This window comes from Escherichia sp. E10V10 (assembly GCF_004211985.1).
In the GTDB taxonomy this organism is placed as follows: domain Bacteria; phylum Pseudomonadota; class Gammaproteobacteria; order Enterobacterales; family Enterobacteriaceae; genus Escherichia.
Genome location: NZ_RHJO01000029.1, coordinates 53,229 through 69,291, shown reverse-complemented (window position 1 = coordinate 69,291; position 16,063 = coordinate 53,229). Strand labels below are relative to the sequence as shown.

The 16,063-nt window shown below is 53.6% G+C and carries 19 protein-coding genes; 7 read left to right on the top strand and 12 right to left on the bottom strand.

All coding sequences use genetic code 11. The annotated features are described in order from the left end of the window. Nucleotides 1-15 precede the first annotated feature (15 nt). Nucleotides 16-1,260 (top strand): tryptophan permease, encoded by a 1,245-nt coding sequence (mtr, locus tag D9736_RS20975; protein WP_130204608.1) that lies wholly within the window; start codon nucleotides 16-18, stop codon nucleotides 1,258-1,260. A gap of 117 nt (nucleotides 1,261-1,377) precedes the next feature. Here the strand turns inward: mtr and D9736_RS20970 are convergent, their stop codons facing one another. From D9736_RS20970 to D9736_RS20960, 3 genes are all read right to left on the bottom strand, one after another. Next, nucleotides 1,378-2,385, bottom strand: a complete 1,008-nt coding sequence (locus tag D9736_RS20970; RefSeq protein WP_130259100.1) for a luciferase-like monooxygenase — start codon at nucleotides 2,383-2,385, stop codon at nucleotides 1,378-1,380. Between the two features lie 80 nt (nucleotides 2,386-2,465). Further along, nucleotides 2,466-3,344 carry a U32 family peptidase gene (locus D9736_RS20965; RefSeq protein WP_001361201.1) on the bottom strand — a complete coding sequence of 293 codons (879 nt, stop codon included), beginning with the start codon at nucleotides 3,342-3,344 and terminating at the stop codon, nucleotides 2,466-2,468. A gap of 8 nt (nucleotides 3,345-3,352) precedes the next feature. After that, on the bottom strand, nucleotides 3,353-4,348 hold the full coding sequence (locus D9736_RS20960) for a peptidase U32 family protein (RefSeq protein WP_130259099.1): 996 nt from the start codon (nucleotides 4,346-4,348) through the stop codon (nucleotides 3,353-3,355). A gap of 208 nt (nucleotides 4,349-4,556) precedes the next feature. Between D9736_RS20960 and D9736_RS20955 the strand changes: the two genes are divergently transcribed. Beyond that, complete coding sequence (locus D9736_RS20955) at nucleotides 4,557-5,081, top strand: SCP2 domain-containing protein (RefSeq protein ID WP_130259098.1); 525 nt, start codon at nucleotides 4,557-4,559, stop codon at nucleotides 5,079-5,081. Further along, complete coding sequence (locus D9736_RS20950; protein WP_000908553.1) at nucleotides 5,075-5,578, top strand: N-acetyltransferase; 504 nt, start codon at nucleotides 5,075-5,077, stop codon at nucleotides 5,576-5,578. The genes D9736_RS20955 and D9736_RS20950 overlap by 7 nt, the downstream gene beginning before the upstream one ends. Here the strand turns inward: D9736_RS20950 and yhbQ are convergent. Next, entirely contained in the window at nucleotides 5,565-5,867 is a 303-nt protein-coding gene (yhbQ, locus tag D9736_RS20945) for a DNA damage response exodeoxyribonuclease YhbQ (protein ID WP_130259097.1), read from the bottom strand. The genes D9736_RS20950 and yhbQ overlap by 14 nt on opposite strands. A 50-nt stretch (nucleotides 5,868-5,917) precedes the next feature. Here yhbQ and D9736_RS20940 point away from each other — a divergent pair, with 50 nt between their 5' ends. Then, the gene (locus tag D9736_RS20940) at nucleotides 5,918-6,361 is read left to right on the top strand and encodes a YhbP family protein (protein WP_130259096.1); all 444 of its coding nucleotides are present in this window, start codon (nucleotides 5,918-5,920) and stop codon (nucleotides 6,359-6,361) included. Here the strand turns inward: D9736_RS20940 and yhbO are convergent. Further along, nucleotides 6,341-6,859, bottom strand: a complete 519-nt coding sequence (gene yhbO, locus D9736_RS20935; protein WP_000037608.1) for a protein/nucleic acid deglycase — start codon at nucleotides 6,857-6,859, stop codon at nucleotides 6,341-6,343. The genes D9736_RS20940 and yhbO overlap by 21 nt on opposite strands. 127 nt (nucleotides 6,860-6,986) lie before the next feature. Between yhbO and D9736_RS20930 the strand changes: the two genes are divergently transcribed. Both D9736_RS20930 and D9736_RS20925 read left to right on the top strand, forming a co-directional pair. Beyond that, nucleotides 6,987-7,622 carry an NAD(P)H-binding protein gene (locus tag D9736_RS20930; RefSeq protein WP_000084526.1) on the top strand — a complete coding sequence of 212 codons (636 nt, stop codon included), beginning with the start codon at nucleotides 6,987-6,989 and terminating at the stop codon, nucleotides 7,620-7,622. Nucleotides 7,623-7,694: 72 nt separating this feature from the next. Continuing rightward, nucleotides 7,695-8,735 carry a permease gene (locus tag D9736_RS20925; RefSeq protein WP_130259095.1) on the top strand — a complete coding sequence of 347 codons (1,041 nt, stop codon included), beginning with the start codon at nucleotides 7,695-7,697 and terminating at the stop codon, nucleotides 8,733-8,735. A 202-nt stretch (nucleotides 8,736-8,937) separates the two neighbouring features. Here the strand turns inward: D9736_RS20925 and dolP are convergent, their stop codons facing one another. Genes dolP through lpoA form a run of 4 tightly spaced genes read right to left on the bottom strand, consistent with a single transcriptional unit; the run spans nucleotide 8,938 to nucleotide 12,522 of the window. Further along, nucleotides 8,938-9,513, bottom strand: a complete 576-nt coding sequence (gene dolP, locus D9736_RS20920; RefSeq protein ID WP_000646037.1) for a division/outer membrane stress-associated lipid-binding lipoprotein — start codon at nucleotides 9,511-9,513, stop codon at nucleotides 8,938-8,940. Between the two features lie 9 nt (nucleotides 9,514-9,522). After that, entirely contained in the window at nucleotides 9,523-10,113 is a 591-nt protein-coding gene (diaA, locus tag D9736_RS20915; protein WP_001158034.1) for a DnaA initiator-associating protein DiaA, read from the bottom strand. Nucleotides 10,114-10,132: 19 nt separating this feature from the next. Further along, nucleotides 10,133-10,528, bottom strand: coding sequence for a YraN family protein (locus tag D9736_RS20910; protein WP_130219225.1), 396 nt, complete (start codon nucleotides 10,526-10,528; stop codon nucleotides 10,133-10,135). Next, the gene (lpoA, locus tag D9736_RS20905) at nucleotides 10,486-12,522 is read right to left on the bottom strand and encodes a penicillin-binding protein activator LpoA (protein ID WP_130259094.1); all 2,037 of its coding nucleotides are present in this window, start codon (nucleotides 12,520-12,522) and stop codon (nucleotides 10,486-10,488) included. Before lpoA ends, D9736_RS20910 begins: the two co-directional genes overlap by 43 nt. A gap of 64 nt (nucleotides 12,523-12,586) precedes the next feature. On the opposite strand from lpoA, the gene rsmI reads away from it, so the two are divergent. Further along, nucleotides 12,587-13,450 (top strand): 16S rRNA (cytidine(1402)-2'-O)-methyltransferase, encoded by an 864-nt coding sequence (gene rsmI, locus D9736_RS20900; RefSeq protein WP_130259093.1) that lies wholly within the window; start codon nucleotides 12,587-12,589, stop codon nucleotides 13,448-13,450. Nucleotides 13,451-13,504: 54 nt separating this feature from the next. Here rsmI and D9736_RS20895 read toward each other — a convergent pair whose 3' ends face one another. The 3 genes from D9736_RS20895 to agaC all read right to left on the bottom strand — a co-directional run bounded on the left by D9736_RS20895 (nucleotide 13,505) and on the right by agaC (nucleotide 16,031). Next, on the bottom strand, nucleotides 13,505-14,272 hold the full coding sequence (locus tag D9736_RS20895; protein ID WP_130204654.1) for a galactosamine-6-phosphate isomerase: 768 nt from the start codon (nucleotides 14,270-14,272) through the stop codon (nucleotides 13,505-13,507). A gap of 174 nt (nucleotides 14,273-14,446) precedes the next feature. Further along, nucleotides 14,447-15,238: a PTS galactosamine transporter subunit IID gene (agaD, locus tag D9736_RS20890; RefSeq protein WP_000534360.1), complete on the bottom strand. Its 792-nt coding sequence runs from the start codon at nucleotides 15,236-15,238 to the stop codon at nucleotides 14,447-14,449. Then, nucleotides 15,228-16,031, bottom strand: coding sequence for a PTS galactosamine transporter subunit IIC (gene agaC, locus D9736_RS20885; protein WP_130204632.1), 804 nt, complete (start codon nucleotides 16,029-16,031; stop codon nucleotides 15,228-15,230). Before agaC ends, agaD begins: the two co-directional genes overlap by 11 nt. Between the last annotated feature and the right edge of the window lie 32 nt (nucleotides 16,032-16,063).

Sequence of the window (16,063 nt, the reverse complement as noted above, 5' to 3'; positions counted from 1 at the left end):
TGGAGAGAAGCCCTCATGGCAACACTAACCACCACCCAAACGTCACCGTCGCTGCTTGGCGGCGTGGTGATTATCGGCGGCACCATTATTGGCGCAGGGATGTTTTCTCTGCCAGTGGTCATGTCCGGTGCGTGGTTCTTCTGGTCAATGGCGGCGCTGATCTTCACCTGGTTCTGCATGCTGCATTCCGGATTGATGATTCTGGAAGCTAACCTGAATTACCGGATCGGTTCGAGTTTTGACACCATCACCAAAGATTTGCTGGGCAAAGGCTGGAACGTGGTCAACGGCATTTCCATTGCCTTTGTGCTCTATATCCTGACCTATGCCTATATTTCTGCCAGTGGTTCGATTCTGCATCACACCTTCGCGGAGATGTCGCTGAACGTCCCGGCACGCGCGGCGGGTTTTGGTTTTGCACTGTTGGTGGCGTTTGTGGTGTGGTTGAGCACCAAAGCGGTCAGCCGGATGACGGCGATTGTGCTGGGGGCGAAAGTCATTACCTTCTTCCTCACCTTCGGTAGCCTGCTGGGGCATGTACAGCCTGCGACATTGTTCAACGTCGCCGAAAGCAATGCATCTTATGCGCCGTATTTGCTGATGACCCTGCCGTTCTGCCTGGCGTCGTTTGGTTATCACGGTAACGTGCCAAGCCTGATGAAGTATTACGGCAAAGATCCGAAAACCATCGTGAAATGCCTGGTGTACGGTACGCTGATGGCGCTGGCGCTGTATACCATCTGGTTGTTGGCGACAATGGGCAACATCCCTCGTCCGGAGTTTATCGGCATCGCCGAGAAGGGCGGCAATATTGATGTGCTGGTACAGGCGTTAAGCGGCGTGCTGAACAGCCGTAGTCTGGACCTTCTGCTGGTCGTGTTCTCAAACTTTGCGGTAGCGAGTTCGTTCCTTGGCGTAACGTTGGGTTTGTTTGACTATTTGGCAGATCTGTTTGGTTTCGACGACTCGGCTATGGGCCGTTTGAAAACAGCGTTGCTGACCTTTGCCCCGCCTGTTGTGGGTGGCCTGCTGTTCCCGAACGGATTCCTGTACGCCATTGGTTATGCTGGTTTAGCGGCTACCATCTGGGCGGCAATAGTTCCGGCGCTGTTGGCCCGCGCATCGCGTAAACGCTTTGGCAGCCCGAAATTCCGCGTCTGGGGCGGCAAACCGATGATCGTGCTGATTCTGGTGTTTGGCGTTGGTAACGCACTGATCCATATTTTATCGAGCTTTAATTTACTGCCGGTGTATCAGTAATCAGCGGTGCCTTATCCGACATGTCTGCTGCCTACACAATGCCTGATGTGCTTCGCTTATCAGGCCTACGTAGGACTGCGTTGCCAGCTCGGATAAGGCTTCCCGCGTTAAAACACACTATCCCAACAACTCTTCCTTAACATCCATCGCCAGCTCAAACGAATGCAGCCGCGCCTGGTGATCGAAAATCTGCCCGTTAACCATAATCTCATCGGCGTCGGTTTCGCGCAGGATCGACTGCAAGCCATGACGCACTTTCGTTTTATCGCCCACCAGCGACATACTCAGCGCCTGCTGCACGCCATACTGCTCGGATGGCGACCAGAACTGATCCATATTTTGAATCGGTGGCGGCAGTTGCCCGGTTTCGCCGCGGCGCAGCTTCACAAAGGCTTGCTGCATCGAGGTAAACAGAAATTCAGCGTCGCGGTTGCTGTCGGCAGCGATAATATTGATGCACACCATCGCGTACGGTTTTTCCAGCCGTGCCGATGGTTTGAAGTTGCTGCGATAAAGATGCAGCGCCTGGAACAGCATATCCGGCGCGAAGTGTGAGGCAAACGCGAACGGCAGACCAAGCTGCGCTGCCAGTTGCGCACTGTAAAGGCTGGAGCCTAGCAACCACACCGGGATTTTCTCACCATAGCCCGGTACCGGGCGCACATGCGGATTGGGATCGCGGGCGTCAAACCAGTCCACCAGCTCCGCGACATCGCTGGGGAAATTATCAATATCGCCGCTCATATGACGACGTAGCGCCATCATGGTTCGCTGGTCACTACCCGGCGCACGACCCAGCCCCAAATCGATTCGCCCCGGATAGAGCGTATTGAGCGTGCCGAACTGTTCGGCAATCACCAACGGTGAGTGGTTAGGCAACATCACGCCGCCGGAACCCAGATGCAGCGTGGTGGTATTCGCCGCCAGATAGCCAATCAACACCGACGTGGCAGCACTGGCAATGCCGGTCATATTGTGGTGTTCCGCCAGCCAGTAGCGATGATAGCCGCGCTTTTCAGCCAGACGGGCGAGATCGAGAGAGTGGGAGAACGCTTCTCGCGCCGAAGAACCTTCGGGAATGGGGGCCAGATCGAGTAGCGAAAACGGAATGGTTTTATCAGTCATAACAGCTCACTTTGTTACCGATTAATCTTTAATACTGCATTAAAGAGTAGTTAAAGTTGTTAACAAAGTGAGCTATTTGCTTAGGCTTGCAGCTCCAGCCCCGCCAACCGTCTCCAGTAGCCGTTACAGTCGCTGTTTGCCGTCAACGGCAGTGGCGCAGCGCCATTTTCATTAGCGCGGAAGGCGTCGAGCATCGCAAAAGTGTCAGTACCCTGCGGTGACAGGCGGACCACATCAACCAATCCCTGCATGGATGTCAGCTCGTTACCGAGGTTGTAAACGTAGCCGCTCATGGTCTGAATGCCATTGAGTACAAACACTTGTTGGTTTTCCTGCGACAGCACGTTGCGCCCGTTCGGATACTTAATGCAGCAGGTTTCGCACTCATCTTTCGGGCGATCTTCCGAACGCGCGGTAAAGCAGCGGGCGGAGTAGGCCAGCGGCAGGTGACCGTAGCTCAGGACTTCCACTTCAAACTGGTTGCGAATGCCCAACTCATCGCACTGATTAAGCAGATTCACCAGCCAGTCGCGGGAAAGCTCCACCGGCATACACCAGCGCATCATGCCCTGTTTAAGCAATATTTTCAGCGTCACCGCGTTGTAGCAGTTCAGCGCATGTCCGGCGACGAACGGCAGTTTGCGTTCAGCGCACATATTCACCACGCCGAGGTCGCTGGCTTCAATCAGAAACTCACCGTTCTCAACATAGCGTTTCAGTTCGCCCAGTTCGGAGGATGCCTGCACCAGCGCCAGCGTGGAGAGCACAATCTGCTTGCCACTTCCGGCGAGCGATTTTGCCATCTCCAGCCAGTCGCCAACTTTGGTTGCCCGGCGCTTGCTGCATACCGCTTCACCAAGATAAATCACGTCGGCGCTGCTGGCGGCGGCCTGCTGATAAAATTCTTCCAGCGTCTCTTTTGGCCAGTACCACAGCACTGGCCCTAAGGAATATTTCATTGCTTTTCTCACTGCCATTTACGGTGATACGCGCCAAGGGTGGTCTGCGTGCCTTCGGACATCGACCCGAGCGTCTCCATCCACGCGCTTTGCGGTATGAAGTTTTGCGGATCGGCCTTACAACGGTCGATAGCCTGACGCCAGACTTTCGCCACCTGGCTGACATACGCCGGACTACGCTGGCGGCCTTCAATTTTCACCGAAGCAATATTCGCCGCCATTAACTCCGGCAGCAGTTCCAGGGTATTGAGACTGGTTGGTTCTTCAAGCGCGTGATAACGCTCGCCGTCCACCAGATAACGCCCTTTACACAGCGTCGGATAACCTGCGTTTTCGCCGTCCTGATAACGGTCGATCAGCACTTCGTTCAGGCGGGATTCCAGCCCCTGAGGCGTTTGTTGCCAGCGCACGAAACGGGCCGGAGAACACGCGCCCACGGTGTTGGGCGACTCACCCGTCAGATACGACGACAGATAGCAACGCCCTTCCGACATAATGCACAGGCTGCCGAAAGCGAACACTTCCAGCGGTACAGGGGTAACACGCGCCAGTTGTTTTACCTGATGAATCGACAACACGCGCGGCAGCACCACGCGAGCAACGTCAAAATGGCGATGATAAAAGTTAATCGCCTCTTCATTGGTCGCCGAAGCCTGCACCGATACGTGACGCTCAATATGCGGGTATCGCTCGGCGGCGTACTCCAGCATGGCGAGGTCGGCGAGGATCAGCGCGTCGGCACCCAGCTGCGCCGCCATATCCACGGCGCGCTGCCAACGGGCGTAACCGTCCGGATGCGCAAAAGTGTTAATTGCGATGTGAAGTTTGCGGTGATGTTGATGAACAAAACTCACCGCTTCCTGCAATTTTTTCTCGGTAAAGTTAAGGCCGGCGAAGTGGCGGGCATTAGTATCATCTTTTAGCCCGATATAAACAGCATCTACGCCGTTTTCGATGGCCGCCTTAAGCGCCGGGAGATTTCCGGCAGGGCAGAGCAGCTCCATAATTTTTCCTGAAGGTTGCGCAGTCAAAGCGCAAAAATGTTAACGAACTGGGATTTTAGTTAACCCTGCTGCGACAATTTTTGATTTAAGGCAGTAAAAGTTGTATTGGTGGTAGCAGCAATTTCATATGGAATTGTTGATTTATACCGCTATGTTATTTTTCCAATATGGCAAAATAGGATGATTGTTGAAGCAGGGAGTAAAACTCGTGTTGGATAAACTGCGTTCCCGCATTGTGCATTTGGGGCCATCTCTGTTGAGTGTACCGGTAAAACTGACGCCATTTGCGCTTAAACGCAAGGTTCTTGAGCAGGTCTTAAGCTGGCAATTCCGTCAGGCGCTGGACGACGGCGAGCTGGAGTTTCTTGAAGGCCGCTGGTTAAGTATTCATGTGCGTGATATTGACCTGCAATGGTTTACCTCGGTGGTGAATGGCAAACTGGTGGTCAGCCAGAACGCGCAAGCTGATGTGAGTTTTAGTGCCGACGCCAGCGATCTGCTGATGATTGCGGCGCGTAAACAAGATCCAGACACGCTCTTCTTCCAGCGTCGGCTGATGATTGAAGGCGATACGGAGCTGGGGCTGTATGTGAAAAACCTGATGGACGCCATTGAACTGGAGCAGATGCCGAAAGCCTTACGTATGATGCTGCTGCAACTGGCGGATTTTGTTGAGGCGGGAATGAAAACCGCGCCTGAAACCAAACAGACATCGGTAGGTGAACCATGCTAATTCGAGTAGAAATTCCCATTGATGCGCCGGGTATTGATGCCCTGCTGCGTCGTTCATTCGAAAGCGATGCGGAAGCGAAGCTGGTTCACGATCTGCGTGAAGATGGCTTTCTGACGCTGGGCCTGGTGGCGACAGATGACGAAGGTCAGGTCATTGGCTATGTGGCATTCAGTCCGGTTGATGTGCAGGGCGAAGACCTGCAATGGGTCGGCATGGCTCCGTTGGCGGTTGATGAAAAATACCGTGGACAGGGGCTGGCACGCCAACTGGTCTATGAAGGACTCGATTCGCTTAATGAGTTCGGCTATGCCGCAGTGGTGACGCTGGGCGATCCTGCGCTGTACAGTCGTTTCGGCTTTGAGCTGGCTGCGCATCACGATTTGCGTTGTCGCTGGCCGGGCACTGAAAGCGCCTTCCAGGTACATCGTTTAGCGGATGACGCGCTGAACGGCGTAACCGGGCTGGTTGAGTATCACGATCACTTCAATCGCTTTTAATCTCCGGGGTTTGCAGACTCCTTAATAGCTCTGCAAACCCTGCGCCTTCCGCTACCAGACGCTCTTTTTGCCGTTTTGTCAGTTGCTTAACGCGATATTCTGCCCGTAGCGCCAGCGAACGATCGCCCACTGGCGCGGAAAACGCCAGCGTTAGTTCACCTTTCCCGCGCAGTGTTTTCGCCCCTTTGCCGCTTTGGTGCTGCTGATAGCGGCGTTCGACATCCGTGGTGATCCCGGTATAAAGCTTATTGTCGGCGGTACGGATCAAGTAAAGAAACCAGGGTGTCATCGTCTGCGTCACATGTTAAGGTCTGGCCCACAGTATAAAAGAGAACAGCAATGGAAACACTCACCGCCATCAGCCGTTGGCTGGCAAAACAACATGTTGTCACCTGGTGTGTGCAGCAGGAAGGGGAACTGTGGTGCGCCAATGCCTTTTATCTTTTTGATGCGCAGAAAGTCGCCTTCTACATTTTGACGGAAGAAAAAACGCGTCATGCGCAGATGAGCGGGCCGCAGGCGGCGGTGGCCGGAACGGTAAACGGTCAGCCGAAAACGGTAGCGTTAATTCGCGGTGTGCAGTTTAAAGGCGAGATCCGCAGGCTGGAAGGTGAGGAAAGCGACCTTGCGCGCAAGGCGTACAATCGTCGCTTTCCGGTTGCCAGAATGCTGCCGGCCCCGGTGTGGGAAATCCGGCTCGATGAAATCAAATTCACCGACAACACGCTGGGCTTTGGTAAAAAACTGGTCTGGCTACGCGGCTCAGGCACCGAGCAGGCGTAACGCCTCGCGGTTAAACGCTGGCAGATCGTCCGGCGTCCGGCTGGTAACCAGCTGATCTTTATCGACCACTACTTCCTGATCGTAAAATTCTGCGCCCGCGTTTTTAACATCAATAATGATCGGTTTAACCGCGGTCAGTTTGCGCCCCCGAATCACATCGGCGCTGATCAGCAGCTGCGGGCCGTGACAGATGGCGAAAACAGGTTTGCCGCTATTCACAAAATCTCGGGTAAAGGTGACAAAACGGTTGTCGCCACGCAGATAATCTGGTGAATGACCGCCCGGTAGCAGCAGGGCATCAAACTCCGCTGGCGTCACTTCATCGATGGATTTATCGATGGTCACGCTGGCTTCTCCTTTTTTGCCTTTCACCGTTTTACCCGCTTGTTTTTCAATGGTAATCACTTCGTGTCCGGCTTTACGGAACTCGTCTGCGGGTGAAGTGAATTCTGAATCCTCAAATTCATCAGTGATTAAAACGGCAATCTTCTTACTCATGTTTCCTCCGCGTTGTTGCATTGGATGAGGCGAATTTCTCACGATCGGGGATAATTACCTCGTAGACTATTAAGCCTGGTGCATGTACTAGGGAGCGCAAGGCGGACAATTCTGTAAAGGAGCGAAGATGAGTCAGGTACTGATTACAGGCGCAACGGGGCTGGTGGGCGGTCACCTGCTGCGGATGTTGATTAACGAACCGAAAGTTAACGCCATAGCCGCGCCGACGCGACGCCCGTTGGGCGATATGCCAGGGGTGTTTAATCCCCATGACCCGCAACTGACCGACGCGCTGGCGCAGGTCACCGATCCCATCGACATTGTGTTTTGTTGTCTCGGCACCACGCGGCGAGAAGCGGGGAGCAAAGAGGCGTTTATTCATGCCGATTACACGCTGGTTGTGGACACCGCATTAACCGGGCGGCGGCTGGGCGCGCAGCATATGCTGGTGGTCAGTGCTATGGGTGCCAATGCCCACTCGCCGTTTTTCTATAACCGCGTCAAAGGGGAGATGGAAGAAGCATTAATTGCCCAGAACTGGCCGAAATTGACCATTGCTCGCCCGTCGATGTTACTGGGCGATCGTAGCAAACAGCGAATGAACGAAACGCTTTTTGCGCCGCTGTTCCGTTTGTTACCCGGTAACTGGAAATCCATTGATGCGAGAGACGTGGCGCGGGTCATGCTGGCAGAGGCGATGCGGCCCGAGCATGAAGGTGTGACTATTTTAAGCTCTTCAGAATTACGCAAAAGAGCTGAATAATTATTCCCAAGAAATGATAGTGAGCGTAATATTCACGCGCTCAATTATCATAACTTATTCCTGGGGAATGCTATGACTGGTCAGTCTTCATCTCAGGCGGCAACGCCCATTCAGTGGTGGAAACCCGCGCTTTTCTTTCTCGTTGTCATTGCCGGTCTCTGGTATGTGAAATGGCAACCTTACTACGGCAAAGCGTTTACTGCCGCTGAAACCCACAGTATCGGTAAATCTATCCTTGCGCAGGCGGATGCTAATCCGTGGCAGGCGGCGTGGGATTACGCGATGATCTATTTCCTCGCGGTATGGAAAGCGGCGGTGCTGGGGGTGCTTCTCGGCTCGTTGATTCAGGTGCTGATCCCGCGTGACTGGCTGCTGCGCACGCTTGGGCAATCGCGCTTTCGCGGCACGCTGCTGGGAACGCTGTTTTCGCTGCCGGGCATGATGTGTACCTGCTGTGCGGCTCCGGTCGCGGCAGGGATGCGTCGCCAGCAGGTGTCGATGGGTGGCGCGCTGGCATTCTGGATGGGTAATCCGTTGTTAAACCCGGCGACGCTGGTGTTTATGGGCTTTGTCCTTGGCTGGGGCTTTGCCGCGATTCGTCTGGTGGCGGGGCTGGTGATGGTGTTGCTGATTGCGACGCTGGTGCAAAAATGGGTGCGTGAAACACCGCAAACGCAGGCACCGGTCGAAATTGACATGCCGGAAGTGCAGGGCGGGTTTTTTAGCCGCTGGGGCAGGGCGCTATGGACGCTTTTCTGGAGTACGATCCCGGTTTATATCCTTGCTGTACTGGTGTTGGGTGCCGCTCGCGTCTGGTTATTCCCCCATGCCGATGGCGCTGTCGATAACAGCCTGATGTGGGTGGTGGCGATGGCGGTAGCAGGATGCTTGTTTGTCATTCCCACGGCAGCAGAAATTCCGATTGTACAAACGATGATGCTGGCAGGTATGGGAACTGCTCCGGCGCTGGCATTGTTGATGACGCTTCCAGCGGTAAGTTTGCCGTCGTTGATAATGCTGCGCAAATCGTTCCCGGCGAAAGCCTTATGGCTGACGGGGGCGATGGTGGCAGTGTCAGGCGTGATTGTCGGCGGGCTGGCGCTGTTGTTCTAATTTGAGGGAAAACATGTCGGATGCGGCGTAAACGCCTTATCCGACCTACGGTTTGCATCGTTGTAGGCCTGATAAGACGCGGCAAGCGTCGCATCAGGCAACGGCAGTCGGATGCGGCGTAAACGCCTTATCCGACCTACGTTTGTATCGTTGTAGGCCTGATAAGACGCGGCAAGCGTCGCATCAGGCATTACAAGGGCTGCTATTTAATAAACGTAAACGCTGTGGTTACACGCTTCACGCCGCTCACCCGGCTGGCAATATCTGCCGCTGCTTTCGCTTCACGTTCAGTCACCAGCCCCATCAGGAACACTTCACCATTTTCGGTGGTCACTTTCACGTTGGACGATTTCACCAGATCGCTGGTTAAGAGCTGCGAACGCACTTTGGTGGTGATCCACGTATCGTTAGACGCTTCGCCCAGACCAATCGGCTGGCCCTGACGAATCTCGTTATACACTTCGTTGGCACCGTCTACGCCCATAGCAATCTGTTTGGCGCGAGCCGAAAGCTCAGAGTTTGGTGACTGCCCAACCAGCAGCACTTTGCCCTGATAGGCCGTTACATTAATGCGCGCTTCTTTCTTAATCTGTTCGTCTTTCGACAATGCGCTGTTCACGCGCACTTCCAGGGTACCATCGTCCACCTGGGTGCCGACACTGCGTGGGTCAGTTGCGGCTTTGGTACCCACAGCAGCGGTACCCACTACGGCAGCGGCAACACAACCTTGCAACAGCAGCGCGGAAATAAGGACTGCGATTGGCGATAATGCCTTCATGTATTCTCCTTAATCATCCTGGTGAGGGAAAAGCGTGTTATCGATCAGATCGCACAGGCAATTTACCGTCAGCATATGCATTTCCTGAATGCGAGCACTACGATGCGAAGGAATGCGGATCTCCACATCCTGTGGCCCTAACAAACCTGCAAGTTCACCGCCGTCATAGCCGGTTAATGCCACAATGGTCATATCACGCGTAACGGCAGCTTCTACCGCTTTTACAATATCGCGGCTGTTGCCACGGGTGGAAATGGCTAACAATACATCTCCCGCATGACCCAGCGCCCGCACCTGTTTTGCATACACTTCATCATGTAAGCGATCGTTGGCAATCGCCGTTAAGACAACATTATCAGTATTTAGTGCAATGGCAGGTAGGCTGGGCCGCTCCGTTTCGAAACGGTTGATCATGCTGGCAGCAAAATGCTGTGCGTTGGCAGCGGAGGTTCCATTACCACAACAGAGGATTTTGTTGCCATTGAGCAGAGACTGAACCAGCGTCATGGCTGCACGGGAGATGGCATCCGGAAGCGCCTCTGCCGCCGCAATTTGAGTTTGAATGCTTTCAGTGAAGCAAGCTTTAATTCTTTCTTGCACGCTAATCCTTAAACCTTAATTATGAGTGGTCATTAAAGGCATCCTTAATCCACTCAACCTCATTCCCGGTGAAGGCTACCACATCGAACCGGCAATCCACAGTATCAAAACTCCCATTATGACGCGCGAGCCACAAGCGGGCAGTCTGTAATAATTTGTGTTGTTTGCTGCGGGTCACACTGGCTACCGCGCCGCCGTAAAGGGCAGAGCGGCGGTAGCGCACTTCGACAAAAACGGTGGTCTGGCCTTCACGCATTATCAGATCGATCTCGCCGCCACGCTCGTTCACGTTAGCGGCGATAAACCGCAGTCCTTTGCCTTCCAGCCAGCGACGCGCTTGCGCTTCCCACGCATCGCCGGTCTGTTTAGTGGTTAACTGGCGGGGACTACCTGACCTTGTTGGTACTGTAGCCATGATAACTTCCTGTTAATCACGCAATCCGGGTTAGCCGTCAGACCTCCGGTATTACCGTTGATTTCAAAACCCTGAACCTGGCGCATTTGTGAGAAATGATTTGCCAGCGACCATGCATCAACACCCATTGCATACATGCGAGCCAGCGAATAATCGTTATTCACTGCGCTTAGTGCCTGCTGCATTAACGGTAGATTACCGCCTGCCAGCATCGGGATCTCGCTGTACTGTAATCCTTCCATCTCAAGTCGGAAATCAGGGCCAGCAGAGCCTTGTGCGCTGCGGGAACTGGCGTACAGCGTTGCGCCGCTATGGCTGCCGTTACGCATGGCGATCATCGGTTTGACGAAAGCGATTTCGCCCGGCGTTGCCACAATATAGACCGCGTCGACACGACCACCGTTATTAGTGAACTGGTCATCGGTTGGTGTGGTTTGCAGCGTCGGATTGTTTGTGGTCATGCCGGAATCGGTTGTCGCTCTGGGGGTAATCGGGCTACCCGTTAAGGCGATGCCGGAGCCGCCGTTCACGCCCGCGCGTAATTCGCTGATGGAACCAAATTTTTGTTGCAGAACGGTGCCGCCACCCAATTTCTGCCACTCTTGCGCGAAGGCGTTTGCTACGCGGTCGCCAAGCGAACTGCGCGGGATCAGCACCAGCGGCGCCTGTTTCCCCTGGTCACGAATATGACGTGCCGCATCGCGTGCTTCATCTTCCGGCGATAGCGCGAAGTAACAGATATTAGCGCGGTTTTCGATATTTTCCGGCTGATTCAGCGCCAGTACGTTCAGTGGCGTGTTGCTCTTCAGCAACTCCTCAACGTTATTTTTCAGCAGCGGACCGACCACAATGCTCGCGCCGTCCTGCTGAACCTGGCTTAAGATCTGGCTAAGCGGTTGTGATGAGGTATCGTAGATTTTCAGTTCTGCGGCTGGATTCGCTGGCGTGCTTACCGCCGCAGTACTTGCCGCAGGGGCGCTTACAGGCACCGGCTGCGCTGCGGTTTCTTCACCCGTTAGATCGCTAACCGAGGCTTGTGCCGGGCTGGCAACGCCATCCACGGTTTGTGGCTGGGGTTGTTCTGCTACGTCAGTGGCAGGTGCGGCAGCTACCTGAGCCGCCACTGGCTGAGTGCCAATGTTTTTCGCCGCTTCAAAGCCTTGCTGAATTGTGCGACCAAATACCGCAGCCTGACCATTCAACGGCAGCAGCAGGGCGATTTTATTGGTTGACGCTGGTTTGAACGCTTTTACGTTTACCAACTGCGTTGGCAGCATTTTCGCGCCAGGGTTGTTCGGATAACGTTTTTGCCAGTCGGCGATCCCGGCTTTCATCATGTTGGGATCGTTACGGTTATCAAACCAGACGCGTTGCAGATCCAGCCAGCCTTGCAGGATATTTTCGTCGGCGTTAATCACCAGCGTATTCGCCTGCTGTTGGGTCATGGACGATAGCGCCTGCCAGGTAGCGTCAATATTCTGTTGCTTTTCCTTCGCGCCGAGCAGAGGTTCCTGGGCGACTAACGCACGCAGTAATTCAATGGAAGGACGTCCCTGGCTGGCATCGATTTTCGCCTGCCAGTAGCGCGCTTGCTGGTTTTGTTCTAAATCGGTCGGCGTGATTTTTGCCAACAAGGTCTGTGCACCAGTAAAATCTTTTTGCGCCAGCTTGATTTCTACCGCCAGCAGCGTTTTCTCGCGACGCTGGGTATCGTTTAGTTCTTGCGGTAGCTGATTAAACAATTCCACCGCTTGCCCGGTTTTGCCTTCTTTCACCAGTGCACGAATGGCGAGTAATTGCCAGTTGATCCTGGTATCATCAGAGCTTTGCTGCATCTGCTGTAGATAAAAGGCAGAATCGGCCTGCGCCGTCCCCTGCATGTAGGCAGTGGACTGATCGGGGGTATGGGTGCCACAACCGGCGAAAATCAGGGCTGCCAGAACAACAGGCAGACAACGCGCGGCTTTCAAACGAGAAAATGTTGAGGGTACCATAATGTATCCAGTGATATTTTTTTTACGCAATGCTCAATATTAAATCGGCAATACGGACGACACAATGAAACAACACCAATCGGCGGATAATTCTCAAGGCCAGCTCTATATTGTACCTACGCCAATCGGTAATCTGACGGACATTACCCAGCGTGCGCTTGAGGTATTGCAGGCTGTTGATCTGATTGCTGCCGAGGATACCCGTCATACCGGTTTACTGCTGCAACATTTTGGCATAAACGCCCGGTTGTTCGCGCTTCATGACCATAATGAACAACAAAAAGCCGAAACGCTGCTGGCGAAGCTACAGGAAGGGCAAAACATTGCGCTGGTTTCCGATGCCGGGACGCCGCTGATAAACGACCCGGGCTACCATCTGGTGCGAACCTGCCGTGAAGCGGGGATTCGCGTAGTGCCACTACCGGGGCCGTGTGCTGCCATCACTGCGTTAAGCGCCGCGGGTTTACCATCCGATCGTTTTTGTTATGAAGGCTTCCTGCCTGCCAAATCAAAAGGCCGCCGCGATGCGTTGAAAGCCATTGAAGCGGAACCACGTACGCTGATTTTTTATGAATCGACCCACCGTCTGCTAGATAGCCTTGAAGATATCGTTGCGGTATTAGGCGAATCGCGCTACGTGGTGCTGGCACGTGAGCTCACCAAAACCTGGGAAACCATTCACGGCGCGCCCGTTGGCGAGCTGCTGGCGTGGGTAAAGGAAGATGAAAACCGCCGCAAAGGCGAAATGGTGCTGATTATCGAAGGCCATAAGGCGCAGGAAGACGACTTACCCGCCGATGCACTGCGCACGCTGGCGCTGTTACAGGCCGAGCTTCCGCTGAAGAAAGCGGCGGCGCTGGCGGCAGAAATTCACGGCGTGAAGAAAAATGCGCTGTATAAGTATGCGCTGGAGCAGCAAGGGGAGTGATTTGATTACAGGCGTCGCAGCAGGAATAGAGCTACAACGCCTGTACCAGGCGAGTTAACGACGACACATCTCATCAATCACGCATGTGAAATGGTTATGCAGCCATAAAAACGAAGCTGGGATAGCGGTGGAGACTTTAGCCGTGAGAAAACGCGCTGTTGCATCCTGCTTTCCTTCGCCAGTCACCAGTAGCAAAACTTCGCGGGCATTGAGAATATCCTTCAGCCCTAAGGTGATCCCCCGGGTTACGGGGCGACCCGCGGTTATTAACATTTCATGTTGCTGCGTTCTGGCATCAAGTTGGCTGATATGGCAGGCCGGTTGCAGGCTTTCTCCCGGCTCGTTCAGCCCCAGATGACCGTTTTTCCCCAGTCCAAGTACGCACAAATCGATACCACCTTTGAGCGCAATCAGGTTCGTTACCCGCTCACACTCCGTCTCGTTAATATCTTCAGAGCGAAAGCTGATGAACTGGTCTTCACGTAGCCCCAGCGGCTGTACGATATGTTGCTGAAGGAAGGTCTCGCAGGTGCCGGGCAGGGTTAATGGCAGATCCACCCATTCGTCGAGCTTGACGAAGGTCAGCTGGCTGACATCAACATGCTGCTGGTGGATTTTCTCCACCAGATAATAATACGTCAGTAATGGCGTGGCTCCGGTCGCCAGGCAGATCACGGCGTTCGGTTTACTACGAATCACACCCAATAAATATTCGCTGGCGCGTTCACTTAACGCCGTATAGTTTTCAACTTGCTGAAGGATTTGCACAGGATGAAATTCCTTAAGTAAAGAGGCTCCGTCAGGTGCGATGCTCAGACCGATGGCAAACGCAAAATTGCCTGATGCGCTACGCTTATCAGGCCTACATCGTTTCTGCAATATATTGAATTTGCATGATTTTGTAGGCCGGATAAGGCGGTAACGCCGCATCCGGCATGAACAAAGCGATTTTTGTTAACAATCTGAGGCACCGCCAGACGCAGTGCCTCGTTTTATTTATAAAATGCCGAAGGCGGAACAAACGATGGAAAGCACAAAAGTCACGCCGATTAACAGCACCGGATGCGCTTTTTTCACCCGCAGGAAGTAATACATCAGCAGGGTATAAGCCATCGGCAAAATATTCGGGAAGACTTTATCGAAGAAATCCTGCTGCAGCGCGACGCTGTGGGTACTGTCGATGGCAAACGACGTCACCACGTTAATATGCACATATGAAGCGATCAGCCCGCCAATTACCGTGATCCCGAGGATGGTTGCCGAACGGGCGATCATCTGCGAGTTCTCTCGCACTTTATCGATAGCCTTTACGCCGACTGAATAACCGACGTGGGTCCAGCCGACGCGGAGGAAAAAGATAAGCAGGTAAACGGCGAAGAACAGAATCGGCCCCAGCAGGTTTCCCTGGCTGGCAAATGATGAGCAAATTCCCGCCATAATCGGCAACAAAGTGAACCAGAAAATCGCATCGCCAATCCCGGCGATTGGGCCAAACAGCGCCACTTTCAGACCTTTAATGGTGTCGCGGTTTTCCCCTTTCTCTTCCATCGAAATTAACAATCCCATCAGGAATCCGACCAGATTCGGGTGGGTATTAATAAATTCGAGGTTATCTTTCATCGCCGCGCTTAGGCCCGGTTTGTCGTCCTTATAAATCTTTTTCAGGAGCGGCAACATCGCCCAGGTAAAACCGCCCGCCTGCATCCTTTCGTAGTTAAAGCTCGCTTGCAGGAGTGACGAACGAAAGCCCAGACGGGTGATATCTTTTTTACTGATTTCAGATCCCATTGCTGTAGTCCTCTTCTTCATTTTTACTGGCAACGGGCTGCGGTTGCGCTTGCTGCCGGGATTTCGCATTGAAAAACTCATACACCGCAAAGCCTGCGCCCAGTACGGCAACCGGCAACAGGTTGCTGACCTGGATGTAGCAAACAAACAGGAAACCAGCGATCAGGTAAGGGATATATTGCGCTTTGAACATCACGCGCAGCAGCAAGCCAAAACCAACGGCAGGTAGAATGCCGCCAGCCACTTCAAAGCCGTGGGTCAGCCAGGCGGGCATCGCCTTCACCAGCGCCTGCATCGCGCCCTGCGCCAGGTAAGTACAGAGGAAAGCAATCACCGCATACGCTAAAGCGACGATGAGCATCGTTGTCCAGTTAAGTCGGGAAAACGCTGCTGTATCCGCCTCTTTCGCGCATTTATCGGCTTTGGTCATAAATAATGAGAAAGCGGAATAGAAGAACAGAATGACGTACTGCATTAACAAACTAAATGGCAGGCCAAGACCAATTGCCGTTTTGGCATCAACGCCCGTAGACCATGCAATGACGGTGGTCATCAGACCCGCCATAATCGGGTTGGGCGGCTGAACACCACCTGCAGGGGTTAATCCGGCGAAAGCCAGCTCTGTCAGACCACCGGTAATTAAGCCAGTCTGAATATCACCGAGAATAGCGCCAGTTAGGGTACAAACGATTATCGGGCGGAATAAAAATAAGGCTTCCAGCCAAAAATCAATCCCCAGAACGAAAACTAACGCCGCCAGGGATAATCCCTGAATTAGGGTTATTTCATGCATTTTTATTACCTCAAACCAATATTAAGGCGATT

Excerpts from the sequence above, each read along its gene's own strand:
- D9736_RS20940 (WP_130259096.1), top strand. The coding sequence starts at position 5,918 with ATGGAAACACTCACCGCCATCAGCCGTTGGCTGGCAAAACAACATGTT.
- agaC (WP_130204632.1), bottom strand. The coding sequence starts at position 16,031 with ATGCATGAAATAACCCTAATTCAGGGATTATCCCTGGCGGCGTTAGTT.
- D9736_RS20925 (WP_130259095.1), top strand. The coding sequence starts at position 7,695 with ATGACTGGTCAGTCTTCATCTCAGGCGGCAACGCCCATTCAGTGGTGG.
- D9736_RS20960 (WP_130259099.1), bottom strand. The coding sequence starts at position 4,348 with ATGGAGCTGCTCTGCCCTGCCGGAAATCTCCCGGCGCTTAAGGCGGCC.
- mtr (WP_130204608.1), top strand. The coding sequence starts at position 16 with ATGGCAACACTAACCACCACCCAAACGTCACCGTCGCTGCTTGGCGGC.
- yhbO (WP_000037608.1), bottom strand. The coding sequence starts at position 6,859 with ATGAGTAAGAAGATTGCCGTTTTAATCACTGATGAATTTGAGGATTCA.
- dolP (WP_000646037.1), bottom strand. The coding sequence starts at position 9,513 with ATGAAGGCATTATCGCCAATCGCAGTCCTTATTTCCGCGCTGCTGTTG.
- yhbQ (WP_130259097.1), bottom strand. The coding sequence starts at position 5,867 with ATGACACCCTGGTTTCTTTACTTGATCCGTACCGCCGACAATAAGCTT.
- D9736_RS20950 (WP_000908553.1), top strand. The coding sequence starts at position 5,075 with ATGCTAATTCGAGTAGAAATTCCCATTGATGCGCCGGGTATTGATGCC.
- rsmI (WP_130259093.1), top strand. The coding sequence starts at position 12,587 with ATGAAACAACACCAATCGGCGGATAATTCTCAAGGCCAGCTCTATATT.
- D9736_RS20910 (WP_130219225.1), bottom strand. The coding sequence starts at position 10,528 with ATGGCTACAGTACCAACAAGGTCAGGTAGTCCCCGCCAGTTAACCACT.
- D9736_RS20965 (WP_001361201.1), bottom strand. The coding sequence starts at position 3,344 with ATGAAATATTCCTTAGGGCCAGTGCTGTGGTACTGGCCAAAAGAGACG.
- agaD (WP_000534360.1), bottom strand. The coding sequence starts at position 15,238 with ATGGGATCTGAAATCAGTAAAAAAGATATCACCCGTCTGGGCTTTCGT.
- lpoA (WP_130259094.1), bottom strand. The coding sequence starts at position 12,522 with ATGGTACCCTCAACATTTTCTCGTTTGAAAGCCGCGCGTTGTCTGCCT.
- D9736_RS20930 (WP_000084526.1), top strand. The coding sequence starts at position 6,987 with ATGAGTCAGGTACTGATTACAGGCGCAACGGGGCTGGTGGGCGGTCAC.
- D9736_RS20970 (WP_130259100.1), bottom strand. The coding sequence starts at position 2,385 with ATGACTGATAAAACCATTCCGTTTTCGCTACTCGATCTGGCCCCCATT.